This window comes from Nocardia alni, from assembly GCF_019038435.1.
GTDB lineage: Bacteria > Actinomycetota > Actinomycetes > Mycobacteriales > Mycobacteriaceae > Nocardia > Nocardia alni.
On record NZ_JAGPOX010000037.1, the window covers coordinates 1 to 24,549 of the forward strand.

The following is a 24,549-nucleotide window of genomic DNA, read 5'->3' on the forward strand; positions in this document are numbered from 1 at the left end:
ACTCAGCTTCGACGAACTCCTCGACGACCACGACCACGACCACCAAGCCCCCGGCCACCACCACCTGCACGACGCCTACGACAGCGTAACCTTCACCAGCACAACAGATCTCGACCCCCGCAAGCTGATCGCCCTACTGGAAGATCCCCCGGTGGGCCTGTTCCGAGCCAAGGGTTTCGCCACCTTCGCCACCCCGGATGATCAGCGAAAGTTCCTGCTGCACATGGTCGGCCACCACGTCGTCTTCGAACCGGCCCCCTGGTCCCGCGGCGAACCCAGAGAAACCCAACTGGTTTTCATCGGATCCGGCCTGGACCCCGCAGCCACCCTCACCCGCCTCCGCGACACAGTCCACACCTCCCCTGCCACCTTGGACGAGCAGACACTCCTCGGAGTCTGGCGCTATGTCCCCCGCGAGCTGAGCGACGCCGAACTGTGAACCACGAGCCGATGGAACACCGGCCAGCAGGTCGGCTATATCCAGGGCATCGACGGGATACAGCAAGGGTACTGTCCGGGGGGCATAGTCCTCTAGCAGGGCACGGATATTGTCGCGGTCAGCTCGGACAGGCGCACCGGCGCGGCCCGACGCACCCCCGCCCGGCCCATGGATACAGCGATCGCGATGATCGGCGGCAGCTTGGGCAGTCGCTGCTTTCCGCCTTTAGCCATGCGTAACAGCTCGTTCCACAAGCAAACCATGTAGTCGAGCACCCGAATCGCCGTCTCCGAGTCGTTGCCGCACTGATATTCGAGCAGGAAGTACAGGTATTTCTCGCGGTCGCGTAGGCAAGCGCAGAACAGTAGGTCGCCGAGGCGGCCCCGTAGGTCGGCGGGCACGACCGAGTCCGGTACCCGTTGGAGGGTGTCCCAGTCCACTGAGTCGACCAGTTCCTTGGGGAGGACCGCCCGCAGCAGTGAGGCGGCATCGTCCGGGTTGCCGAGTACGCGACGGAAAAGCGCATCGTGTTGATTCGTCGGATTCGAAGGCATGCGGCACACCGTACACATACTCAACCCAAACCCAAAATCATTGTAGAGCAACATATTTCGAGTCCAAAGCTGGAATATTCCAGCTCTGCAGAGGGCTGTCGAATGGAATGTTTCAACGCACCGAAATGGACGGGTTATACGCGGGTTCGGCGTGACTGCGCTGAGGATTGAGCCGGGCGACGCCGAGATTGAGTGTCGGGTGGGCCGAATATGTCGTACCCCGGGGTTACGGTGCTGGGCGTGACGCTGAGCAAGCTTGTGATCATTGGTGGTGTCGAGGGTCTTCTCGACGCTGAACACCGCCAGGGGGTGCAGGCCCTTGCCGATGCCGTGGCGACGGTGCCGCGGGGTGTTGATCCGGGGCCTGAGCTGGGTGATGCCGAGGCTGTGGTGTTGGCGTTCGGCGTGCCGTTCGATCGGGTGGCGATCGACTCCGCGCTGAAGTTGCGGTATCTGCAGGTGGCTTCGACTGCGTTCGATGTGGTTGATGTCGAGTATGCGCGGGGGCGCGGGATCATCGTGCGGACGTTGCCGGACTATATGACCGAGCCGGTGGCGCAGTTCGTCTTGGCGGTGATGCTCGAGCAGGCGTCGGGGTTGACGCAGGGGCGGCAGTTGCGGCGGGAGGGCAATCTGTTTCCGCTGGCCTATCCTGCTCGGCAGTTTCGTGGGAGCCGGGTGGGTGTGGTCGGGCTGGGCACCATCGGGGCCCGGGTCGCGCAGATGGCGCGGGGACTCGGTGCCGAGGTTCGGTACTGGTCGCGAAATCGTAAGGACGACACGGGATTCCAGTATCAGGATCTCGATTCTCTGCTGGCGGAGGCCGACTTCGTCTCGGTCAACCTGGCTCTTACCGAACAGACCCGAGGGATCATCAACGCCTCGCGTATCGCCGCCATGCCCGCCGGTGCGGTATTCGTATGCACCGCACCGCTCGAACTGGTCGACCTGACAGCTCTGCGAGAGCGCACCACCGCGAACGACCTGCGCGTAGTCCTCAATCACGCACTCCCCGAGACGATGTCATATTTCGACAACTGTCCCGGTTTCATCGAACCCCCGCTGGTTTACCTCAGCCCCGAAGCCCACCGCATCATGCAGGACCGGCTGCTGTCGGACCTACGAGCAAGCGCGACAGCAGCACGGCACGATCACCGATAACGGCTGTTACCGATCACCCCACACTCTCGGCATCGAAACCGCCCGAGTGAACGATTGCCGAGCCGGACGGTTCGACCGCACTCACCTCGACGGGGTGCAGCTTGGACTTGGTGCGGGCGGTGCCCAGGATGGAGCCGAGGATGACCAGGGGGAAGCCGATTGCCATTCCGATGGTGATGGGCTCGCCCAGAAGAGCCACGCCGAGCAGTAGGGCGACAACGGGATTGATATATGTGATGACCGTTGCGCGGGCTGGGCCCACCTCCGCGATGAGGGCGAAGAAGACGAGGAAGGCCGCGGCCGTGCATATCGCGGCCAGGCCCAGGACCGACCATCCGGCGGGGGCCGTGATCCTAGCCGGCCAGCGCCACGCCGCGAACGGGGTGTAAATCAGCGCGGCCAGGGCCAAGGAGGCCGTGACGACGCCCATGGACGGGAGGTCGGCGAGTTTGCGGTTGATGATGATCGGCCCTATCGCGTAGCCCACCGCGGTGACACCGATCGCGGCGAACGCGGCCATATCGGAGAAGTCCATGCTCAGGCCGACAAGCGTTGCGACACCGGCGAATCCGATGATCAGGCCGACCAGCCGCCGCGCATCGATGCGATCATGCCCCAGGGCCGCCACGATCACCACGGCGATCAGTGGCACCGCGGCGATCAGCAGACCGACGGTGGAGCTGGCCAACTTCGTCTCGGCCGAGCCGATCAGCAGCCACGGACCGGTGATCTCGGCCAGGGTGTATGCCAGCAGCCAGGGCCAGCGGCGTAGTACCGGCCCTAAAGCCTTCGTGTACAAGGCAATAGGCAACAACAGCAGCGCACCGATCAGCGTGCGACCGAAGGCGACCACCACCGGATCGAAATCCCGCACCGCGATACTGATCATCGCGTACGGCACACCCCAGATCACGCCCATCGCCAGGAACAGAACCCACCCGCGCCTCGTCATCGCGCCTCCCGTCTGCCGATGCCGACCGCTACCGCGCCGGACCGCTCATCCGCATCGATCACAATGGCAGACAGGCCCGACATATTCCGCCGGCGCTCTTCCCACGACTGACCGCCGCTCCGGCAACCTACCCTCGCACGGAGATCGACCAGGCCGCCACACGCTCCAGCAGCTCGGCAGCGGCCGCGCGCACCTGGACCGCGTCCCCTGACCGGCCCAGCATGCGCAACACCGCGTCCGGGATCATCCGGTCCACCTCGCCGGGCGCGGCGCCTTCGTCGGAACGGATGTTGATCGCGCTCTCCACCAACCGGAACGGCAGTGTGTACGCATCGCTCACGGCGTCACCGACTACGCCCACGGCCAAACGCTCGTAGTGCCCGCGTAGTTCGGCACGCCGCAGCCGAAATTGACCGAAACGCTCCGAGCGCAACTCCGGCAGCAGGTACAGCGCACCGAGATTCCACTGCGCCGTCGACAATTGGTGCACATCGAACCAGGCCAAGGCGTACAGCTGAACCGCCGCAGACTCGGTCGCGCCGGCCAGGCGGTCGAGCAATTCCAGTGGCGCGGAGATGGTTTCGTCCAGTAACGCGTCCAGGATGTCGTCCTTGGCCGCAAAGTGATGGTAAAGCGAGGCCTGCCGGATGCCGACCGCATCCGCGATGGCACGGGTGGACGTACTGGCGTACCCGCCGGTGGTGAACAGTTCGGCGGCCGCGTCGAGGATCTCCGCGCGCGGCGTCGAACCACGGCGTTGCCGGGCCTCCAGGCGGGGGCGGCCCGGTCCGAGTTGCGTCACGGCTCCCATTCTTACCTATCCGCCGACTCGGACGCCCGCGACCTGGGCAGGGATATTTCTGTCATCTGACAGAAATAGCGGCAACACAAAAGTTACCCGGAGCGACAGACGGATACATCGCCGTCACCAGCGACGCGATCTCGATTGCAAAACTGTCAAGCGATAGATATTGGCCGCGACGAGGAAGGTTCCCGCCCATGGCCACCATCCTGGCACCCCCCACCCACTCCGACAACGCAGACCTCGAGAGCTTCGGCTATCGGCCCGTCCTGCATCGTAAACTCGGCCGCTACGCCTCGTTCGCGGCCGGATTCTCCTTCGTCTCCATCCTCACCACCATCTTCCAATTCTTCGGATTCGGTTACGGATTCGGCGGCGGCGCGTTCTTCTGGACCTGGCCGATCGTCTTCGCCGGCCAGTTCCTGGTCGCGCTGAACTTCGCCGAACTCGCCGCGCGGTACCCGATCTCGGGCTGCATCTACCAGTGGTCGCGCCGGCTGGCCGGTGAGGTGGTCGGCTGGTTCGCGGGGTGGATGATGATCATCGCGCAGATCGTGACGGCCGCCGCGGCGGCGATCGCGCTGCAGGTGGTACTGCCGAGCGTCTGGAGCGGCTTCCAGATCATCGGCCACGACACCGCCCTGACCTCGACATCCGGCGCGGAGAACGCGGTGCTGCTGGGCAGTGTGCTACTGGTGCTGACGACCGTGGTCAACGTGATCGGCATAGGCGTGATGTCGCGGATCAACACCATCGGCGTCACGGTGGAGATCATCGGCGTCCTGGCGACGGTCGCACTGTTCTTCACCCATACCGAACGCGGGCCGAGGGTCGTACTGGACCACAGCAGCGCGGCGCCGGGCGGATACTGGGCGGCCTTCCTGGTCTCCGGACTGATGGCCGCGTATGTGATGGTCGGATTCGATTCCGCCGGTGAGCTTTCCGAGGAGACCAAGAATCCACGCCGGGTCGCGCCGCGCACGATCCTGTCCGCGCTCACGGTCTCGGCCCTCGGCGGCGGGCTCATGCTGCTGGGTGCACTCATGGCCGCGCCGAGCCTGAGCGACGGCAAACTCGCCGACGGCGGCCTGGCCTACGTCATCTCCGCGAAGCTGGACAGCCCCGTCGGGAAGGTCCTGCTGTGCTGCGTGGCGATCGCGATCTCGGTGTGCACCTTGGCAGTTCAAACCGCCGGGTCGCGGCTGATGTTCTCCATGGCCCGCGACGGGAAGCTGCCGTTCGCCCGGCGCCTGGCGGCGGTGCATCCGCGCTTCGGCACACCCGTACTCCCGTCGGTGGTGCTCGGTGTCTCGGCGATCGCGCTGCTCGTGCTCAACCTCGGCAACGCCGCGATCTTCGCGACGCTGGCCAGCGTCTGCATCGTCATGCTGTATCTGGCCTATCTGCTGGTGACCGTGCCCTTGCTGGTGCAGCGGGTCCGCAATCGCGCCGTCGTGGACAAGACGGGTTTGTTCTCCTTGGGCCGCTGGGGAATTCCGGTGAATCTACTCGCCGTGCTGTGGGGTGTGGGTATGGCGTTGAACCTGGCCTGGCCGCGCTCGGCGGTCTACACACCCAGCGGCGGGGGCTGGTGGATGCTCTGGGCCGCACCGCTTTTCGTCGCGCTCACCGTCGCCGTGGGAGCCGTGGTGCACCGCGTCGTCGTCACGGGGCCGACCCGGAACGCCGGTCCCGCCCTACAGGCCGCCTGAACACACCGCGCGCAGATTCCTGCTCCGACGCTCGAAAGGACATCATGACCGGCACCGAATCGACCACCGGGGCACGAGCACACGCCCGGGCCCAGGCCTCGGACGCGCAGATCACCGGTCCCGCCCTGCCTCCGGATGTCTCGGCGACAGATATCCGCTTCGCCCAGCGCATTCCCCCGGGTGGGTACGCGAATATCGTGCTGGCCCGGGGAACCCGGATCCGCCTTTCGGATCCGGACGGGGCGGCGTGTGCGCACCTGCTGCTGACACGTGCCGAGTCACCCTGGGAGCGACTCAATGTCGCCGACACGGTCAAGGTGCCGTGGCAGGCGTATCTGGCGGCGGGTCATCCCCTGCTCTCCGATCAGGGGCGCGTGCTGGCCACGCTGGTCGCCGATTCCTCGGGCCATCACGACGCACTGTGCGGACCGAGCCCCGCCGCACGCCGGGCGTTGCGGCTGGCCGGCGCCAAACACGGTCTGGCACCGCGGGATATCGGCCCGAGCGTCAGCCTGTTTCGAGGTGTGCGCGTCGAGCCGGACGGCACGCTCAGTCCGACGGGCGGGTCCGCCGCGGGGGCGGTGGTCGAGCTGCTCACCCATCTACCGGTCACACTGCTGGTCGCCAACGCCGCGCATCCACTCGACGACACTCCCGTCACCGATCTGGACGTCGTCGCCTGGTACGCACCCGACGACCTGGCACACGCCTACAACCAGGACCCGGAATACCAACGCGCACTGGAGAACACAGAACGGGCTCGGCTGGCCGCACACCCGTGGGAGCAGATCGGAAGGAAATCGGCATGAGCGAGCGTAGTGGGCCAGTAAGTACAGCCGCCCTGGAACGCACGGTGCTGCTGGACGAGACCGTGCCCGCCCGAGCCCCCTGGTCGGCGATCGTCCCGGCCGGCGCCCGGCTGGACATCATCGATCTGCACGGCAACCAGGCCGTGGACTGCCTGCTGTACTCGGCCGCCGATCACGCCGACCGCTACAGCGCCCAGGCCACCATCACCGCGCAGCGCAACATCTTCCTGACCACCGGCAGCGTACTGCGCACCGATGCGGGCGCCGCGCTGATGACGGTGATCGCCGACGAGGTCGGCAACCACGACACCCTCGCCGGGGCCTGCTCACAGGAGTCCAACACACTGCGCTACGGACATCACACCCGCCACCAGCACGCCTGCGTGGAGAACTTCCTCACCGAGGGCATGAAATGGGGTCTGGGCAAACGGGATCTGGTGTCCAACATCAACTGGTTCATGAACGTGCCGGTGGAGGCCGACGGCACGCTCGGCATCGTCGATGGTCTGTCCGCGCCCGGTAAGAAACTCACCCTGCGCGCGGAGATCGACACCCTGGTACTGGTGTCCAACTGCCCGCAGATCAACAACCCGTGCAACGGATTCGACCCGACTCCGGTGCGGATGGTCGTGACCCGCTGAGCACAGCGGCGCGTCCGCCCGAATCCCACTGCACCGTATACCTATCCGCCAGGAGGTCTCGATGGATACCACCCCGATGGACGCACCCGCCGCACACCGACCCACCACCGCGACAACCTGGACCGCCCGGACCGACACGACCATGTCGACCTCTCGAAATGCACCGGTGGCCGCTGCCGCCGAACGGACGCACGTGCCGAACGCGGCTCGCCCGCGTGCGGACCTTCCGTTGGATCGTTCTGAACACCAGCCGATTTCGAGCGAAGTATCCGATTCGGAACAGCCGAATTTCGTGGAGGTGCTGCGGCCGGGAATGCTGACCACAGTGCAGGATTGGCCGGGCCGGGTGGGGTATTGGCATGTGGGCGTGCCACCGTCGGGGCCGATGGACGATCTGTCGTTCCGGCTCGGCAACCGCGCTCTCGGCAACGCGCAGGGCGCACCCGGCCTCGAATGCACCCTCACCGGACCGGCATTACGGTTCGACGAACCGACCTGGGTGTGTGTGACCGGTGCGCCCGTATCCGTGACCGTGAACGGTGCACCGGTCCCACAGTGGCGCACGGTGCGGGTACCCGAGGGCGGGGTGCTGGACATCGGGTCCGTCCGCGGCCCCGGTATGCGGTGCTACGTGCTGGTCGCGGGCGGACTCGCGGTGCCTGAATATCTGGGCAGCGCAGCGACATTCACGCTGGGACGGTTCGGCGGCGGCACCGGGTCGGCGCTGCGCTCCGGACAGCGGCTCACGCTCGGACTTCCCGGACGAATCACCGAGGGTGTCCCCGCCGATATTCAGCCCGTGCTGTCCCGGCGCTGGGAACTCGCGGTCACCGAGGGCCCGCACGGCGCTCCGGAATTCTTCACCCGCACCGATATCGACACCATCAGCGGTACCGAGTACGAGGTCCATTTCAATTCCGATCGCACCGGGGTCCGGCTGATCGGGCCCAGGCCCCGGTTCGCGCGCACCGACGGCGGTGAGGCCGGGCTGCACCCGTCCAATATTCACGACACCGCGTATTCGGTCGGCGCGCTGGACTTCACCGGCGATACCCCGATCCTGCTCGGACCGGACGGGCCCAGCCTGGGCGGTTTCGTCTGCCCGGTGACCGTGGTGGCCGCCGATCGGTGGAAGCTCGGCCAGCTCACTCCCGGGGATCGCGTGCGGTTCGTCCCGGTGCGCGCGGACCGCGCCGCCTCGCCGCGCGCGCTGGGTCCGGCCCGCCGTGCCGGATGGCCGTTCGTCCGCTCGTCGGGCGGGGACCGTGACGACGGCCTGCTGGCCCGGTCCCAGGCGGACGACACCACCGAAGTCACCTACCGCCGCGCCGGCGACGACGGTCTGCTCGTCGAATACGGCGATATGACACTGGATCTGGGCCTGCGGGCGCGGGTGCACGCCTTGCACGAGCATCTGCTCGAGCGGCGCGAACCGGGCATCACCGAGCTGACGCCGGGTGTGCGCTCGCTGCAGGTACGCTTCGATCCGGACAGCCTGTCGACCGCGAAGCTGCTGAGCCTGCTGGCCGACGCGGAATCACTGCTGCCGCCCGCCGGGGAACTGGTGGTGCCCAGCCGGATCGTGCATCTGCCGTTGTCCTGGGACGATCCGGCCACCCGCGAGGCGATCACGCGGTACATGCACGGCGTGCGAGCCGATGCGCCTTGGTGCCCGTGGAATATCGAATTCATCCGTCGAGTGAACGGATTACCCAGCGTGCGGGAGGTTTTCGACACGGTCTTCGCGGCGGAGTACCTGGTGCTGGGCCTGGGTGATGTGTATCTGGGCGCCCCGGTGGCCACGCCGACCGACCCCCGCCACCGGCTGGTCACCACGAAATACAATCCGGCGCGCACGTGGACCCCGGAGAACGCGGTCGGTATCGGCGGGGCCTACCTGTGCATCTACGGTATGGAGGGCCCCGGCGGCTATCAGTTCGTCGGGCGCACCACTCAGGTGTGGAATCACCGGGCTACCGGAGACGACGAATCCCCTTGGTTGCTGCGGTATTTCGATCGTATCCGGTGGTATCCGGTGTCGGCCGAGGAGCTTCTGGAGATGCGGTCCGAATTCGCCTCCGGCAAGGGAGGACTCCACATCGAGGACGGCGAGTTCCGGCTCGCCGAGCATCGGCGCTTCCTGACCGACAATGCCGCCTCGATCGCCGAGTTCCGAGCCCATCAGACCCAGGCGTTCACCGCCGAGCGCCAGTCCTGGCGTGCCGCCGGCGAACTCACCGAGACACCGTGAGGCCGGTAATGACCATATGGATTCACCAGCGGGCCGAAGCCGAGATCGCCCGGGACGTCGCCGAGGCGACAGGGCCACTGGCCGGGATTCGGTTGGCGGTCAAGGACAATGTGGATGTCGCCGGCGTACCGACGACCGCCGGATGTCCGGCCTTCGCCTACACCCCCGATCGGGACGCACCCGCTGTCGCGGCGCTGCGAGCCGCCGGAGCGGTCGTGGTGGGCAAGACGAACCTGGATCAGTTCGCTACCGGTCTGGTCGGCACGCGCTCACCCCATGGCGCGGTACCGGACGCGCGCAGACCCGAGTTCGTCTCGGGTGGTTCGAGTTCCGGCTCGGCCGTCGCGGTCGCCACCGGCGCCGCGGATATCGCCATCGGGACCGATACCGCGGGCTCGGGCCGGGTGCCCGCGGCGTTCCAGGGAATCGTCGGGATCAAGCCGACCGTGGGTGTGGTGTCCACCGACGGCGTCGTGCCCGCCTGCCGCTCCTACGACTGCGTCACCCTGTTCGCGGCGGATCTGCCGCTGGCGGACCGGGCAATGGGTGTGCTGGCCGCGGGAGCCGGCCGGCGCGAATGGCCCGCCGATGTCCGCCTCGCGGCGCCGCCGGAACCCGTTGTCGCGGTGTTCGATTCGCTGCCGGAGCTGAACCCGTTGTGGCGCGGCGCATTCGAGCGCACCGTCGGCGCACTGCGCGAGGGGGGTGTACGAATCGTCACCGTGGATCCCGAACCCTTCCTCGCTGCGGCCCGGCTGCTCTACGGCGGCGCACTGGTCGCCGAAAGGTATGCGGCGGTTGGCGCATTCGTCGATGCGCACGCCGAGTCCGTCGACCCGACGGTGGGCTCGATCATCCGCGCGGCCCGCGATATTCCGGCGCACCGGCTGGTTTCCGACCTGGCCACACTGGAAGAACTGCGGTCCCGCGCGCTGGCGAGCCTGGCCGGGGCCGACGCCCTGCTGACGCCGACCGCGCCGGGCCAGCCGACGATCGCGCAGGTTGCCGCCGATCCTGTCGGCGCCAATTCGCGGGTCGGCGCCTATACGAACTTCTGCAATCTGTTCGATCTGTGCGCGGTCGCCGTGCCGTCCGGGATGGCGGGTGCGGCGCAGTTCGGTGTCACCGTCCTGGCCCGCGCCTTCGAGGATGCCGTGGCGCTGGATATCGCCGCACGAATCACCAACGGAGACAGCGATACTCCCACTCCGCTCGATACAGTGTGGCCGCTGTCCGTCGCCCCCGCACAGGAGGTGATCGTATTCGGCGCGCATCTGCGCGGCCAGCCGCTCGAGCATCAGCTCACCGACCTGGGCGCCCGCTGGATGGGCCCGGTGCGCACCGCTCCCCGCTACCGGCTGGCAGCACTGGATACCCACCCGCCGAAGCCCGCCGTCACCCGGCGTCCCGACGGCGAGGCAGGAGTAGCCGTGGCGGGCGAGCGCTGGCTGCTGTCCCCCGCCGCCCTCGGCCGCTTCCTGGCTCGACTCCCGCCGCCGATGCAGTTGGGCGCTGTCGAATTCGCGGACGGCACATGGCACACGGCCTTCGGCTGCGACGGTGCGGCCGCGGCGGCGGGTAAGGACATCAGCGAATACAGCAGCTGGACCGCCGCTCTCGCGGCAGGCGCGGTTGGCTGACCGGCCCACCGAAGCCGCTGCGCGACAGGGCTACCGCAGCGGCAACTGTCGTTCTGGCATCTCGTCGAGCGGAGTCGGCCAATGTCGGTCGCGGGTTCCGTCCGACAGCCGAGGCGAATACCGCGCTGTAGACCCAGCGACCCGGAAACACGAGCGTGCCCTGCCGAACCGTCAGTCCGGCAGGGCGCGGCGCCGGGTACTACTTCGTGAGGGTGGAGGCCGCGTTACCGGCCGCGCCGATCAATGTCGACACCAGCGTGTAAGCGAGGTTGATCAGCTCGGAATTCGCCAGATCGCCGACGCCCAGCGATTTGGCCAGTGGACCGAGCAGCGTGATGGCGCTGTTCAGCAGCGTGCTCATCGCGGCGTTGGGATCACCGGTCGAATTCGACGTTCCGGGCTGAGTTTGGGCTCCGGGCTGCGCCTGAGTACCGGGCTGGGCGCCCGGCGCGGTATAGGCACCCGGGGTTGCGCCGGCGCCCGGATAGCTATTGGTCCCGGGCGCGGCGTTCGTCCCCAGCGAGGTACCCGGATAGCCCGGACCACTCACCCCGGGATACACATTCGCCCCGGAATTCGCTCCGCCCGGAGCGTAGGTGCCCGGCGCGGCCTGATACTGCGGTGCGGCGGGTGTCGCAGGCTGCGGGACGGGCGCATTGTTCGCCGCCGGAACGGCATTCGACTGCCCGGGTATCGGCGCGGACGCCTTGCTGCCGGCCGATCCGGTCTGCTGCGTCGGCGACACGCCGAGCAGATAGCCGGCCAGCCCGGTCGTGATCGCGATCGCGTGCTTGATCTGGCCGTCGTTGGAGGTCAGCTGCGCGGCGTCGTCCTTGTTGGCGCCGTTGCCCATCTCGAGGAACACATCGGGCACCTCGGTCAGCGCGGGACCGGCGATGTCGTGGCGGGTCTGCATCCCGTCCACGGCGCCGGCATAGGTGGCCGCGGGGAATCCGGAGGCCACGTAGGCGTCGCGCATGGCCTTGCTCGCGGTCAGCCCGGGACCCGACTGCGCCCGGTCGGCCCTGGCGTCCGGCACGGGCAGTTGCGGGACGATCAGGTGAAATCCTCGATCCTGTGCGGGCGCGCTGTCGGCGTGGATGCTGAGTGCGACGTCGGCGCCCGACCGGCTGGCCGCCGCGGCGCGATCATCCACGCAGCCGCCCCATCCGGTGTCGTCCTGGCGGCTGAGCACCACCCGGGCGCCGAGCGCCTCGAGCGACTGCTTGACCAGGCTGGCAACCTTCCAGTTGATCGTGTGCTCGGGCGTGCCGTCGAGCGCCGTCATACCGGTGGTCTGACACTCTTTGGTGCCGCCGTACCCGTTGTTCACCTGCCGGGCGAGGTTCTCGGTGTGGTTGGGGCCCTGGTGGCCCGGATCCAGAAACACCGTCTTACCGGCGAGTTTTGTCGCGATATCCGACGTTGCCGGAGCTGGTGCGGGCGCGGCCGGAACTGCGGACGCGACCGGCGCGAACGCCGCGGCGGTGGCGGCGGCCGTGACCATGCACAGCCCCGCGCTGATGACACTGGTCTTGCGGTAGAACAGCTGGCGAGAGAACACGACGCCCTCCAAATCCGTGCTGGTACCGTCTGACGGTTCCAGGAGCACAGCCGGGGCGCCGTACCGCCCTAGCTGTTACTGCTGTTGCGGTTGTTACGGGTGAGCATAACTGTGTTCATGCTCGATGTCGCGCCTCTCGCCCTAGTTCACAGCATTCCGCAACATTCGAGCATCATTCTGGCGGCCCCACGACCGAACGCCCCGACGACCTGGTTACGCCGTCGGGGCGCGGTATCGCGTGGTTGTCTCAGGCCTTGACGATGGCCCCGCCCTGCACCTTGACCGGATGCGGATCCAGCGGACGCGGGGCCGGGCCTTGCGCGACGGTGCCGTCGAGGCGGAAGCGACTGCCGTGGCACGGGCATTCGATCAGCCCGTTGACGACCTTGTTGACCTTGCACCCGGCGTGGGTGCACGTGGAGGAGAACCCCTCGAACTTTCCGGCCGTGGGCTGGGTGACGACCGTATCGCCGACGATCACGCCACCCCCGACCGGCACATCGGCGGTGCGAGCCAGCTGACCGGCCGGCGCGCCCGGCGGCGGGGCGGCCGAGGCGACTGCCGTGGTGGACGAGTCGTTCGAACTGCACGCGGCGGTCAGCGTGAGCGCGGCCGCGGTGATGCCTACACCCGCCACCACCGTGCGGCGATCGACGGGGCCCGAGGTGAGATCATGACTGGTCATCGGCAAACTCCCTGACGTATTGGACTGAAAGGACCGAACGTTTCGGCTATGCCATTCGAACGTTCGGGGTCGGAGTTCGGTTCAGCGCAACAATACTCGCGCCGCCGATCGTGGACCGCGAAGCGGACCATGCCGCCCGCGCCTACGCGAAAACATCGAATTCACGCCGAAATCGGAAGCCGGCGCAGCGACCGGAGCGCATAGTGCACCCTGGTCTTGACCGTGCCCACCGGCACACCCAGATCCTGCGCGACATCCTGATAGGCACGGTCGCGCAGGATCACCTGCACCACCGCGTCGCGCTGCGGTCCGGGCAGCCGCTCCAGCAGTTCGGCGACGAGCAGCCCATCGGCCAGATGCTCGGCGAAATCAGGCCGCGAGCCACGGAAGTCGATCACGCCGTCGACATCGTCCCAGCTGGTCTCCACGGGCCGGGCCGCGCGCATCCGGGCCAGATCGGTGAGCACGTTGGCCTCGATCGCGAGCAGCCAGGTGCGCACGCTGCCCCGGTCGGGGTTGTACGACGGGCAGGCGCGCCACGCTCGTAGCAACGTCTCCTGCACGGCGTGTTCTGCTAGCCCCTGATCGCCGAGGCTGCGCCGGGCCCGCCAGTGCAGTAGACCGCCATCGGCGTCCAGCACGGCGGCTAAACCGCGCTCGGTGCACAGGTGCGCGCAGCTGACGCCGCAGGCGGAATCCGGTATGCGGGACCGTGGACAACTCATACCCGGGATATCGCGCCGAGGGAGCGGAACGACAACGCGGCACTCGAATCGTCACAGTGTGAACCATCCGACTGCCGCGACTGTTAACCATCCGGCCGCACCGACGAATTCACCGCTTTTCCGGGTGCCGAAGGATGCAATCGACCAGATTTCGCCGGTTCATCTCGACGCGGGCGGTCAACTCTGGTAGACGGTAATCCCAACGGTGAGGCTCTCTGCTTGTGCGCCACGCCGACACGCTAGTTCGAGGAGGAACCGTCGTGCGTTCACGCACGCTCGTGATCGCGGGGGCCATGGCCTGCGCGGGGACGTTGCTGACCACCACAAACGCCGCCGCCGCACCCGCGACGAGAATGCCCGGAGACGGGACCTACCGGGTGGGCATCGACATCCAGCCCGGGATCTACCAGTCGGCGGGGTCGACGGATCCCAACTACGCGTGCTACTGGCAGCGGGTATGGAAGATTCAGGGTCCCGGCGATCACAGCGATCCGAACCAGTACATCGTCGCCAGCGATCGGACCCGTACGCGTCCCGTGCGGGTGATGATCAAGGCCACCGACGTCGGCTTCGAGGCCGTCCACTGCGGCAGCTGGGTCATGGTGCCCCCGCCGCCGAGCACCGGATCGTACGGACCGGGCGGGCTGTTCGGCAGCGAGTACTGATCGTCCACACTCGCTGACCTGGTCCGAACCCCGATCCACCCGCGACACCGCCGATGATTCGGCGGTGTCGCCGTCGACCCGATGTGAGCGTTCACATGCATTCCGTGTACTGTCCGACCGAGTCTGTCGTGTCCCGATCGGAGGTTGTCATGGCGCTGCCCGCACACGACCACACGTACACCCGGCGGCCGGCCCGGTGATCACCACACGCCGCACGCTCGCCGACGGCCGCGAGATCATCTACTTCGACGAGGCGCCGACCGACCGCACCGCGGTCGACACCCGGGATCTACCGCAGACCACCACGCATTCGCAGGCACGCTTCGATCCGCTGCTCGGTGAATGGGTGGTCCTGGCCTCGCATCGCCAGACCCGCACCTTCCTGCCGCCCGCCGACCTCTGCCCGCTGTGCCCGTCCACCCCGCAGCGGGCCACCGAGGTCCCCGAATCCGAGTACCAGGTAGCGGTTTTCGAGAACCGGTTCCCATCGCTGTCCACCTCCCACGCGAGCTGGCCTGCCACGGTGGAGGGTTCGCCGCTGACCCCGCTGCAGGATGGATACGGGCGCTGTGAGGTGGTGTGCTTCACCAGCGTTCACGATTCATCGTTCGCGCGACTGGACCAGAAACGGGCGCGGCTGGTGGTCGACGCGTGGGCGCATCGCAGTGCGGAACTGGCCGAGCTGGACGGGGTCGAGCAGGTGTTCTGCTTCGAGAACCACGGCGAGGAGATCGGGGTGACCCTGTCGCATCCGCACGGGCAGATCTACGCCTACCCGTTCGTCACCCCGCGCGTGGCGAAGATATCGGCCAATGTGGCGCGGTACCGGAAGTCTCACGGCGCCAATCTGTTCGGCGATCTGCTGGCCACCGAACGCGCGGCCGGACTACGGGTGGTGGCCGCCAACGACGAGTGGACCGCCTTCGTGCCGCCGTTCGCGCGCTGGCCGTACGAGGTGCAGCTGTATCCACATCGCCGCGTCGCCGACATCCCCGAACTCGACGACGCCCAGCGCGACGCGTTCGCCGCGCTGTACTTGGACGTGCTGGGCCGCTTCGCGTACCGCTTCGAAACGCCGATGCCATACATCGCCGCCTGGAATCAGGCGCCGACGCCGAAATCTGGTGTGCCACGCGATGATTGGTGGCTGAACCTACAGCTTTTCTCGATCCGCCGAGCGGCCGGGAAATTGAAGTACCTGGCCGGAAGCGAGTCCGGAATGAACGTCTTCATCAGCGACACCACGCCCGAAACCGTGGCGGCCGAACTGCGAGGGGTCAGCGCGTGAACGGAATATGGGTCGCGCCCGGACGAGTCAACATCATCGGCGAGCACACCGACTACAACGGCGGCTACGCGCTGCCGATCGCGCTGCCCCATGTGGTGCGGTGCACGGCAGAGGCGACATCCGATGCGCTGGTGACGGTTTCGTCCCTGCAACATCCCGGTGAGACGATCTCCGAGCCGATCGCGGGATTGGCCGATTCGACGGTGACCGGCTGGGCCCGGTACCCCCTCGGCGTGATGTACGAGTACACCCGGCGCGGGCACGCCATCCCCGGGGTGCGGATGGAGTTGGACGGCACGGTGCCGGTCGGGGCCGGATTGTCCTCGTCCGCGGCGATCGAATGCGCGGCGGCCGTGGCCCTGCGGGACCTGTTCGCCGTGCCGGTCACCGACGCCGACCTGATCGATATCGGGCGCGCGGCGGAGAATTCGTATGTCGGCGCGGCCACCGGCACCCTCGATCAGTCCGCGTCGGTGCTGTGCACGCCCGGACACGCGTTGTTCCTGGACTTCGGCAAGGGCGAACACGCCCAGGTGCCGTTCGATCTGGCCGCGGCCGGCCTGGCCCTGTTGGTCGCGGACACCAACACCCCGCATCACCACGCCGGAGGCGGGTACGCCGACCGCCGGCGCGAATGTGAGGAGGCCGCCGCCGCGCTCGGGGTGCGCTCGCTACGCGAGGTGCCGAATCTCGCCGCGGTGGAACGGATCGCCGACGAGGCCCCGCGTCGGCGGGCCCGGCATATCGTCTCGGAGAACGCCCGCGTGCTCACGATCGTCGACATGCTGCGCGCGGGCCGTGATCCACGCGAGATCGGGCCCATCCTGACCGAGGGACACGCTTCGCTGCGTGACGATTTCGAGATCTCCACCCCGCAGCTGGACGCCGCGGTCGAGGCCGCGCTGGGGGCCGGGGCGCACGGGGCACGGATGGTCGGCGGTGGATTCGGCGGCAGCATCATCGCCCTGGTGGACGCCGAGCGTACCGAGGCGACCGTCGCCGCGATCGAAACCCGGTTCCGGGCAGCGGAGTTCGCCGCGCCGCGCACCTTCGTGGCGATTCCGTCGGCGGGAGCGCGCCGAATCGCGTAGCGAAGAGGCAGTGATTCACATATGTTCTCGACCGAATTCGCAGGCAGCAGCGGTAAACACCTGTTAGAAATCACGGCGGAATAACAGAAATTCGTGACCGACGCGAATCAATGGTTAACCCTCGCGCCGAGGGGGAACTTTGCAAGGAGAAGCGCGGTGCCAACAGTGGACGGTCGGCATCGTCGTCACTTCTGCGAAGTTTCCCTGGAGGCACATCATGACCAGCTTCGATGCAGCGCGCGCGACGGGACCGGGGCGGATCACCTGGCGCAAGTCCAGTTTCAGCGGGCCGGACGGTAATTGCGTGGAGTTCGCGACACTCCCGTCCGCAATGATCGCGGTGCGCAACAGTAATCGTCCCGAGGCGGGCACGTTGCTGTTCACCCGCGCCGAGATGTCCGCGTGGGTCCTGGGCTGCCGGACCGGGGAGTTCGACGATCTGATCTGACTACCTCCGAGGTCATCGACTGTCCGCACGGTGTGCGGCAAGCTCGGTCCATGACCGATACGGTGATCGACGAAGCGGGAACCCGGCTGTTCCATACCACCATGCCGTTCAGCGAGAAGCTCGGCGTCGAGGTGCTCGAGCACGGCCCCGAGGTGGTGCGCAGCCGGTTGGCCTGGCACGAGAGCCTGTGCACGCTGGGCGGCGTGCTGCACGGCGGCGTGCTGATGGCGCTGGCCGATTCCACCGGCGCGGTATGCGCGTTCCTGAATCTGCCCGAGGGCAGACAGGGGACGACGACCGTCGAATCGAAGACGAACTTCCTGCGCGCGGTGCGCTCCGGATACGCCCTGGCGACCGCGCGGCCGCTGCACGCCGGTCGCAGCTTCATCGTCGTGGAGACCGAAATCCGGGACGAGGCAGGCAAACTCGTCGCCAAGGTCACGCAGACCCAGGCTGTCCTGTAGTCCCGGAGCGCCCGAGTTCCTCGGCCCAGACGCAGCCATCGCGCCTCCCTGTTCCGTCTCGCCAGTGTCCCGACGTCCGATCCGCCCGAACTCGGATCCATGACGCGACCTACGCCCTCCGCGGCGCCTGTTCCGTAGCGACGACCGCCGAACATCTCGGTGTGCCGATACGGTGTCACCCCTGCCGCGGCCGGCCGAAAGCGAACACCACCGATGACGAAACTCTTACGGACGGCGATTCGCCTCGTGTGAGGACGTCTCGGAGGCGAGGATCGCAGGTATGACTCTCACTCGATCGAATGCGATCTGACGCGATGCGGGTACTGCTGACCGGCGCGGCCGGATTCATCGGATCACATGTTCGGCGGGCGCTGGACGCGGCGGGCGACGAGGTGGTGGCCGCGGACCTGATGCTGAGCGCCGCACACGGTCCCGGCGCCGAGGCTCCCGATGGCGTGCGCCGGGTGGACGTGCGCGATCCCGAGGCGGTGGCGGAACTGCTGCGCGGGGTCGAGGTGGTATGCCATCAGGCGGCGGTGGTGGGCGCGGGAGTCAGCGCGGCCGACGCGCCCGCCTACGCCAGCCACAACGATCTGGGCACCGCGGTGCTGCTGGCGGCCATGGCCGAGGCCGGGGTGCGGCGGCTGGTGCTGGCCTCGTCCATGGTGGTATATGGCGAAGGGCAATACCGCACAGCCGATTTCGCGCCGGCGCTGCCCGCGCCGCGTCGCCGCGAGGACCTGGATCGGGGCGTGTTCGACCATGTCGACCCGCACACCGGGGACGCGCTGGACTGGGTCGCGATCAATGAGGACAGCCCGCTGCGCCCGCGCAGCCTGTACGCGGCGAGCAAGGTGGCGCAGGAGCATTACGCCGGCGCTTGGACCGCGGCCACCGGGGGCACTGTCACCGCGCTGCGCTATCACAATGTGTACGGCGACGATATGCCCAGGGACACACCTTATTCGGGAGTCGCGGCGATCTTCCGGTCGGCGCTGGAGGCGGGTGAGTCGCCGCGCGTGTTCGAGGACGGGACGCAGATGCGGGATTTCGTCCACGTCCGCGATATCGCCGCGGCCAATCTGGCCGCGATCCACCGGCCACTGACCGGTTTCGTTCCGCTCAACATCGCCTCCGGTATCCCCATCGGCATCGGCGAAGTCGCCGAGTTGCTCGCCGCGGCACACGGCGGCAAGGCGCCGGTCGTCACGGGCGAGTACCGGCCCGGGGACGTCCGCCACATCGTCGCGAGTCCCGAAAGAGCCCGTGCCGTCCTGGATTTCAACGCCGCCGTCGCCCCCGCCGCGGGCCTCACCGAATTCGCCACCGCCCCGCTGCGCACCGCCTGTGGCACCGGGGCGCCGGAATGGCGGTAATGAGGAGCCGCGCTATTTATGCAGGACGCCTGGCAATATGGAGCCGCCGGGTCCACTAACATCGGCCCTATGACCGCGCCCGGCCCTCGCGACACCGCCGCACAGCTGGCGAACGCGATGGCTCGCCTGCGGGCGCGGCTGCGCACGGAGTCCGAGCGCGCCGATATGCCTTGGTCCTGGGCGCAGCTGACCACGCTCAGCCGCATTCTCAAAGAGGGGCCGACCACCACCAGCGCGCTAGCGGCGGCCGAGCATGTTCGACCCCAGTCGATGGCCGAGACAGTCACCGCCCTGCTCCGGCACGGACTGGTCACCAGGGAGTCGGACCCGGCCGACGGGCGCAAGTCGCCCATCGCCGCCACGGACCAGGGCCGCGCCCTGATCCAGAGCATTCCCGCGATGCGTGAGACCTGGCTGACGAGCGCGATCGACCGTGAACTCTCGGCCGCCGAGCGTCGCACGCTGGCCAAGGCGGCGCAGATCATGGAACGTCTCGCCGACAGCTGAATCCGTCCCTTCCGTACGCTCGGTGAACTGTAACCATATATACAGGTAACCTGTGCAGATAAATGAACAGCCTAGACTGCTTATATGCTACCGTTGTGATGTGTACAGGTATTGCGGGTCACTGCCGCAGCGTGACGAAAGCGCTGATACAGCCCTCGCAACGGGCGCCGCACGCGCCACGGATCGATGGCGCGGCTCACGAATGGCAACGAGGGATTCGATGAAAAAGATGACGTATACGGTGTCGCTCGCGGCACTGGCCACAACCGGGGCACTGGCACTTGGTGCGGGCACGGCGAATGCTGCCCCTGCCGTGCAAAAACCCGCCGATCCGCACACGCTGACCGCGCAGATCGCACCCGGTGTGCAGTACACCGGCAACACGACGGACAGCTCTACGGTGCTCTCCAGTCCGATCGGGACCGTGACGACTGAGCGCGGGCAGGTCCAGGTCACGAACGCACAGGGCCGGACGCTGTTCGGACAGCAGTTCCCGACGCAGCCGAGAGCCGCCACCACGGTGCAGCCACCCGCTGGTAATCCGGCAGTACCCACCGCAACCACCGCACAGGCGGCCGCGAGCAGTGCGTCGGTGGGCGCGCCGGCCCAGTCCGCGGCGATCACACCGGCGGCTCAGCCGGTGGACAATCCGGCGCCGCCCGCACCGAAGGATCCGCAGAAGGACTTCGAATCCGCACTCGGCACCGCCGCCACCAACTTCGGCCTGGCGACCGGGGTCGGCAGCATGGTCGGCGGTGTCGCGGGCCTGGTCGTGGGCTGCCCGATCGGAATGGTGACCGGCGGAACGCTGACCGCGGTCACGGTCGTCGGCACCCCGGCCGGCATCATCGGAGGCTGCGTGCTCGGCGCCGCCACCCTTGGCGGCCTCGGCGCGCTCGTCGGCGGGGCCGCGGTCGGCGCGCCGGTCGGTATCGCCAGCGCCGCGCAGATGTACAACACCCTGCACGCCGAGGGCGACGCCTGATTACTGTGTCGACAGCAGCGGCAGGCGGACCTCGAAGCGGCAGCCCACATCCTGGTTGTGCGCGCTGATCTCGCCGCGATGGGCCTGGATCAGGCCCGCCGCGATGGCCAGGCCCATGCCGCTGTTGCTGCCCGTATCGGTCACCGGGGAACGCGCCGCGCTGCCGCGGTAGGCGACCTCGAAGATGCGCGGCAGATCGTCGGTCGCGATACCGGGGCCGGTGTCGGTGACGTGGGCCCACGCGTGGCCGTCGTAGGTACCGGCGGCGATGTCGATACGGCCGCCCGGTGGGGTGTGCTCGATCGCGTTGGCCACCAGGTTGGTCAGCACCCGGGTCAGCGCACGGTCGCTTGCGGAGATCAGGATTTCCGAATCGGGCTGGCGGGCGACCAGGCTCACCTGGGCGCGCGCGGCGGTCGGCTGATTGGCCGCGGCCACCTCATCGATCAGCTCGCGCAGATCTATCGGTTCCAGCTGCAGCCGCAGGGCGCCCGAGTTGATCTTCGACATCTCGAACAGGTCGTCCACCATCGCCGACAACCGGTTCGTCTCGCGCACAATCTGGTTCGCGTAGCGCTCGATGCTGTCGGGCCGATCGATCACGCCGTCGACCAGCGCCTCGCCCATGGCCCGGATGCCGGCGAGCGGGGTGCGCAGATCATGGCTGACCCACGCCACGAGCTCGCGGCGGGAGCGTTCGGCGGCACGCTCCTGTTCGCGCATCTGCCGTTCCCACACCGTTTTTCGCGCCTGCGCCCGGCCCAGCGCGATCGCGGCGGGCACCGCGACGACCGTGACGACGGCCAGCACCACGCCGATGCGCCGCAACGCGTCGGTGAACATCATCCCCGATACGGCGATCATTCCGGAGAGGGTGGCCAGCGTCGGGATCAGCACCAGCAGCACCATGCTGGTGGTGAGGCTGCGATTGTGGCTCAGGCGCATGCCCAGCGCACCCAGCGCCGTCACCGGCACCGATCCGGCCAGCGCGTAGCCGATCAGTGCGAGTATGTCAGTCGGCATCGTCCACCTCCTGCGAACCCGGGCGACCCCACGCGTAGCCGCGGCCCCAGACGGTCTCGATACGATGCGCCGCACCGAGTTTCGCACGCAACCGTTTGATGTGCACGGTGACGGTGGACTGATCGCCGAAGGTCCACCCCCATACCCGCTCGAGCAGCTCGGGCCGCCCGAACACCTGTTGCGGATGGGCGAGCAGAAAGGCCAGCAGGTCGAATTCGCGTGCGGTCAGCTCCACCCGGCGCCCGTCCACCAGCACGGCCTGCGCGTCGGGCCGCAATTCGATGGCGCCGCTGCGCAGCGGCTGGGCGGCGACCTGGGCCGGGCCCCGCTGGGCGCGGCGCAGCACCGAGGCGACGCGCAGCGCCAATTCCCTTGGGCTGAAAGGCTTCACGATGTAGTCGTCGGCCCCGGACTGTAATCCCAGCACCCTGTCTTCCTCCTCGCCGAGCGCGGTCAACAGGATGATCGGGGTGTCCGGATGCGCACCGGCCCGTACCGCGCGGCACAGCTCGATGCCGTCCGGGGACGGCATCATCACGTCCAGCACCGCCAGATCGATCTCGTTGCGCTCCAGCACCTGCGCGGTGGTGGGGCCGTCCGCGGTCTCCACCACCGTGAACCCGTCACGTTCGAGGTAGCGGCGCACCACCTCGCGGACCACCGTATCGTCGTCGGCCACCAGAACGCGCATCACATCACCAGTTCGTCTTCAGCAGATGGTTGATCGACAGTGCAGCCAGCGCCTGCACCGCCAGCCACACCCGGACGTTCCGGGTCGGCAGCAATGCGGCGCCGGCCAGCAGCCACATATCGAACGGCAGCCAGATCCGTTCGGTCTCGGCCTTGCTCAGACCGCTCAGGTCGGCGGCCAGGATCGCGATCAGTCCGGCCGCGGCAAGCAAGGCCGCCGGATCGACGCCACTGCGCCAACGATCCAGCCACAGTGACCAGCTCACCGCGCCGCCGCGCGCGTCTATGCCGAACTCCCGACTGCCCCCCACGTCATCCCGAGCGCCCATACCGTCATCGCGAGTATCCACACCGTCATCCCGGCGTGCATGTGGCCGGGATCCACCGAAACCAGCTCGCTCATTGTAGATTCCGGCCAAAAGCATGCCGGAATTACGAGAGCCCGCACCACCGGAATGACGGGAACCCCCCACCTCACCGACCTGACGAGTGTCCGCACCATCGGACCGACGGAGATCTGCACGACCGGGATGACGAGAGTCCGAATCATCGGAACAACGGGGATTCGACGCGCCGAGAACGGGAGCAACGACCCCACGCACCACCCGATGCAGAGCAGCGGCGCAGGCCAACCCTACTGCGCACACGGTCGCGGCCAAATTCCCCCACACCCAATACGAATACGGCCGCTCCGAGGCGATCCCTTGGTAATACCGTTGCACCACAAGGTGATAGCCGTCCAACCACCAGAATCCGGATGCGGTGAACGCGGCGACCACCAGCGCCACCCCGATCAGCGCGGCCACAGCGGGGACCACGCCCCGTAGACCCCGCACGAGCAGCACCGCGCCCGCCGGAATCACCATGAGCGTCAGTCCGTAGTTCAGGTACAGCCCATACCCGAACAGCAGCCCTGATGCCAGCGCCACCGCCCACACCGTCACTCCGGCGAACAGCGCGTCGGCCGATACCCCGATCCACACCGCCGCGGGCGCGAGGATCAGGAAAGGGACAGCTTTGCGAGCCCGTTCGGGTGAGCCGAGCGCATTCAGCGCAATCGGCACCGCCACGGCCGAGCTGCACCCGGCCAGCACCACCACCCAGGCCGCCCACGCCCCGCCGCCCAGGCCGATCCGGTCCAGCGCGACGAACGTCAGCAGCGCTCCCGCGGGATGCCCGGACACGTGCGTGGCCCACGAATCCGGCTGGAAATCCAGGATTCTGCCTGAGAATCCGTGCAGCATCCCACCGATATCGGTGACCCGCCCGGCCTCCCAGAGGTACTCCTCGTGCCGGGCCAGCCGCCGCCCGGCGAAACCCTCCTGCCAGCCGTCGATCATCGCCAGCGAGAATGTCCATGCCACCGATGCTGCCCAGGCCGACAGCAGCATCGGACGCCACGGCAACCTCCGGGCGAGCTCCGGTCCGGTGAGCACGACCAGCACGGCGATCACGATGGCCGGTCCGGTACCCCAGCCGATATGCGGCTCCCAGATTCCGAAGATCGGCGCGGCGGCGGCGATCAGATGCTCCGACCACGCCCGCCCCATGATGAACGGCACCGAGAAGGCCGCGGCGACCAGCACCGCCGCACCGGCCGCACACATCAGATCGGCGCGAACGCCGTCGGCGCGCCGGGTCGGGACGAGAGTCTGCTGCACAGCATTCACCCTAAGCCGCCCCCGGCGACGCACCGGCGAATCCGCCCGTCCGAACCATGCCCGTCATACTTTCGTCACCGGTTCCTTGAGCCGAAATCGGTGGTCAGGGGCCTACGGTCACAGATGTGACAGAGCGAATGGGCACACCAACCGATACCGGCGGCCGATGTCGCGGCGGCTCTCTCGTCTCCGCGCGCTTGCGGCGGCGACCCACCCGGTATGCCGTCGAACGCAGCGAATCCGGACCACAGGTACGCCGCGATGACGGCCCGGTCGCGGGATTCGCCCATCGGCATTCCGAGTTACCCGAGCGATTCATCGTGGTGTCCACACAGTGCGGATCCGGGCTACACGCACGCAGGGCTAACGGTGAATCTGTACGGGATCACCAGACTATGTGGGCCTACGAGGTGCCG

At 67.8% G+C, this 24,549-nt stretch carries 24 protein-coding genes; 15 read left to right on the forward strand and 9 right to left on the reverse strand.

Annotated features, from left to right (window positions below; genetic code table 11):
• Positions 1–439 (forward strand): GTP-binding protein (locus JZ791_RS16270; protein WP_216895706.1); only part of this gene is annotated, 439 nt, incomplete at its 5' end.
• A gap of 92 nt (positions 440–531) precedes the next feature.
• Here the strand turns inward: JZ791_RS16270 and JZ791_RS16275 are convergent.
• Positions 532–993, reverse strand: coding sequence for an Rpn family recombination-promoting nuclease/putative transposase (locus JZ791_RS16275; RefSeq protein ID WP_216895708.1), 462 nt, complete (start codon positions 991–993; stop codon positions 532–534).
• A gap of 240 nt (positions 994–1,233) precedes the next feature.
• Between JZ791_RS16275 and JZ791_RS16280 the strand changes: the two genes are divergently transcribed.
• Positions 1,234–2,154, forward strand: a complete 921-nt coding sequence (locus JZ791_RS16280; RefSeq protein WP_216895710.1) for a 2-hydroxyacid dehydrogenase — start codon at positions 1,234–1,236, stop codon at positions 2,152–2,154.
• A 13-nt stretch (positions 2,155–2,167) separates the two neighbouring features.
• On the opposite strand, the gene JZ791_RS16285 is transcribed toward JZ791_RS16280, so the two are convergent.
• Together JZ791_RS16285 and JZ791_RS16290 are read right to left on the reverse strand one after the other, a co-directional pair.
• A complete protein-coding gene (locus tag JZ791_RS16285; RefSeq protein ID WP_216895712.1) occupies positions 2,168–3,106 on the reverse strand; it encodes a DMT family transporter in 939 nt (312 codons plus the stop codon).
• 127 nt (positions 3,107–3,233) lie between these two features.
• The gene (locus tag JZ791_RS16290; RefSeq protein ID WP_308162945.1) at positions 3,234–3,908 is read right to left on the reverse strand and encodes a TetR/AcrR family transcriptional regulator; all 675 of its coding nucleotides are present in this window, start codon (positions 3,906–3,908) and stop codon (positions 3,234–3,236) included.
• Positions 3,909–4,105: 197 nt separating this feature from the next.
• On the opposite strand from JZ791_RS16290, the gene JZ791_RS16295 reads away from it, so the two are divergent.
• From JZ791_RS16295 to atzF, 5 genes are all read left to right on the forward strand, one after another.
• Positions 4,106–5,620 (forward strand): amino acid permease, encoded by a 1,515-nt coding sequence (locus tag JZ791_RS16295; protein WP_216895716.1) that lies wholly within the window; start codon positions 4,106–4,108, stop codon positions 5,618–5,620.
• A gap of 44 nt (positions 5,621–5,664) precedes the next feature.
• On the forward strand, positions 5,665–6,429 hold the full coding sequence (locus JZ791_RS16300; protein WP_216895718.1) for a DUF1989 domain-containing protein: 765 nt from the start codon (positions 5,665–5,667) through the stop codon (positions 6,427–6,429).
• Complete coding sequence (locus JZ791_RS16305; protein WP_216895719.1) at positions 6,426–7,070, forward strand: urea amidolyase associated protein UAAP2; 645 nt, start codon at positions 6,426–6,428, stop codon at positions 7,068–7,070. The genes JZ791_RS16300 and JZ791_RS16305 overlap by 4 nt, the downstream gene beginning before the upstream one ends.
• A gap of 313 nt (positions 7,071–7,383) precedes the next feature.
• Positions 7,384–9,321, forward strand: coding sequence for a 5-oxoprolinase/urea amidolyase family protein (locus tag JZ791_RS16310; RefSeq protein WP_254205806.1), 1,938 nt, complete (start codon positions 7,384–7,386; stop codon positions 9,319–9,321).
• Between the two features lie 8 nt (positions 9,322–9,329).
• Positions 9,330–10,961: an allophanate hydrolase gene (gene atzF, locus JZ791_RS16315; protein WP_216895721.1), complete on the forward strand. Its 1,632-nt coding sequence runs from the start codon at positions 9,330–9,332 to the stop codon at positions 10,959–10,961.
• A 199-nt stretch (positions 10,962–11,160) separates the two neighbouring features.
• On the opposite strand, the gene JZ791_RS16320 is transcribed toward atzF, so the two are convergent.
• The 3 genes from JZ791_RS16320 to JZ791_RS16330 form a co-directional block, all read right to left on the reverse strand.
• Positions 11,161–12,525: an N-acetylmuramoyl-L-alanine amidase gene (locus JZ791_RS16320; protein ID WP_308162946.1), complete on the reverse strand. Its 1,365-nt coding sequence runs from the start codon at positions 12,523–12,525 to the stop codon at positions 11,161–11,163.
• 247 nt (positions 12,526–12,772) lie between these two features.
• Positions 12,773–13,210: a QcrA and Rieske domain-containing protein gene (locus JZ791_RS16325; protein WP_216895723.1), complete on the reverse strand. Its 438-nt coding sequence runs from the start codon at positions 13,208–13,210 to the stop codon at positions 12,773–12,775.
• A gap of 161 nt (positions 13,211–13,371) precedes the next feature.
• Entirely contained in the window at positions 13,372–13,935 is a 564-nt protein-coding gene (locus tag JZ791_RS16330; protein WP_216895725.1) for a sigma-70 family RNA polymerase sigma factor, read from the reverse strand.
• 260 nt (positions 13,936–14,195) lie between these two features.
• Here JZ791_RS16330 and JZ791_RS16335 point away from each other — a divergent pair, with 260 nt between their 5' ends.
• The 8 genes from JZ791_RS16335 (at position 14,196) to JZ791_RS16370 (ending at position 20,759) form a co-directional block, all read left to right on the forward strand.
• Positions 14,196–14,600 (forward strand): Rv1352/Rv1906c domain-containing protein, encoded by a 405-nt coding sequence (locus JZ791_RS16335; RefSeq protein WP_216895727.1) that lies wholly within the window; start codon positions 14,196–14,198, stop codon positions 14,598–14,600.
• 196 nt (positions 14,601–14,796) lie between these two features.
• Positions 14,797–15,888 (forward strand): galactose-1-phosphate uridylyltransferase, encoded by a 1,092-nt coding sequence (galT, locus tag JZ791_RS16340; RefSeq protein ID WP_216895729.1) that lies wholly within the window; start codon positions 14,797–14,799, stop codon positions 15,886–15,888.
• Positions 15,885–16,979: a galactokinase gene (gene galK / locus JZ791_RS16345; RefSeq protein ID WP_216895731.1), complete on the forward strand. Its 1,095-nt coding sequence runs from the start codon at positions 15,885–15,887 to the stop codon at positions 16,977–16,979. Before galT ends, galK begins: the two co-directional genes overlap by 4 nt.
• A 217-nt stretch (positions 16,980–17,196) precedes the next feature.
• Positions 17,197–17,427 carry a DUF397 domain-containing protein gene (locus JZ791_RS16350; RefSeq protein WP_216895733.1) on the forward strand — a complete coding sequence of 77 codons (231 nt, stop codon included), beginning with the start codon at positions 17,197–17,199 and terminating at the stop codon, positions 17,425–17,427.
• 50 nt (positions 17,428–17,477) lie between these two features.
• Positions 17,478–17,891 carry a PaaI family thioesterase gene (locus JZ791_RS16355; protein WP_216895735.1) on the forward strand — a complete coding sequence of 138 codons (414 nt, stop codon included), beginning with the start codon at positions 17,478–17,480 and terminating at the stop codon, positions 17,889–17,891.
• Between the two features lie 314 nt (positions 17,892–18,205).
• The gene (locus JZ791_RS16360) at positions 18,206–19,267 is read left to right on the forward strand and encodes an NAD-dependent epimerase/dehydratase family protein (RefSeq protein ID WP_216895817.1); all 1,062 of its coding nucleotides are present in this window, start codon (positions 18,206–18,208) and stop codon (positions 19,265–19,267) included.
• Between the two features lie 69 nt (positions 19,268–19,336).
• Positions 19,337–19,774 carry a MarR family winged helix-turn-helix transcriptional regulator gene (locus JZ791_RS16365; protein WP_216895737.1) on the forward strand — a complete coding sequence of 146 codons (438 nt, stop codon included), beginning with the start codon at positions 19,337–19,339 and terminating at the stop codon, positions 19,772–19,774.
• 220 nt (positions 19,775–19,994) lie between these two features.
• Positions 19,995–20,759 (forward strand): hypothetical protein, encoded by a 765-nt coding sequence (locus tag JZ791_RS16370; RefSeq protein ID WP_216895739.1) that lies wholly within the window; start codon positions 19,995–19,997, stop codon positions 20,757–20,759.
• Here the strand turns inward: JZ791_RS16370 and JZ791_RS16375 are convergent, their stop codons facing one another.
• From JZ791_RS16375 to JZ791_RS45040, 3 genes are read right to left on the reverse strand one after another with little or no spacing between them, the layout of a single operon-like run.
• Positions 20,760–21,782, reverse strand: a complete 1,023-nt coding sequence (locus JZ791_RS16375) for a sensor histidine kinase (RefSeq protein WP_216895741.1) — start codon at positions 21,780–21,782, stop codon at positions 20,760–20,762.
• Positions 21,772–22,473 (reverse strand): response regulator transcription factor, encoded by a 702-nt coding sequence (locus JZ791_RS16380; RefSeq protein ID WP_216895743.1) that lies wholly within the window; start codon positions 22,471–22,473, stop codon positions 21,772–21,774. Before JZ791_RS16380 ends, JZ791_RS16375 begins: the two co-directional genes overlap by 11 nt.
• A gap of 4 nt (positions 22,474–22,477) precedes the next feature.
• A complete protein-coding gene (locus tag JZ791_RS45040; protein ID WP_308162947.1) occupies positions 22,478–24,133 on the reverse strand; it encodes a hypothetical protein in 1,656 nt (551 codons plus the stop codon).
• Positions 24,134–24,549 lie beyond the last annotated feature (416 nt).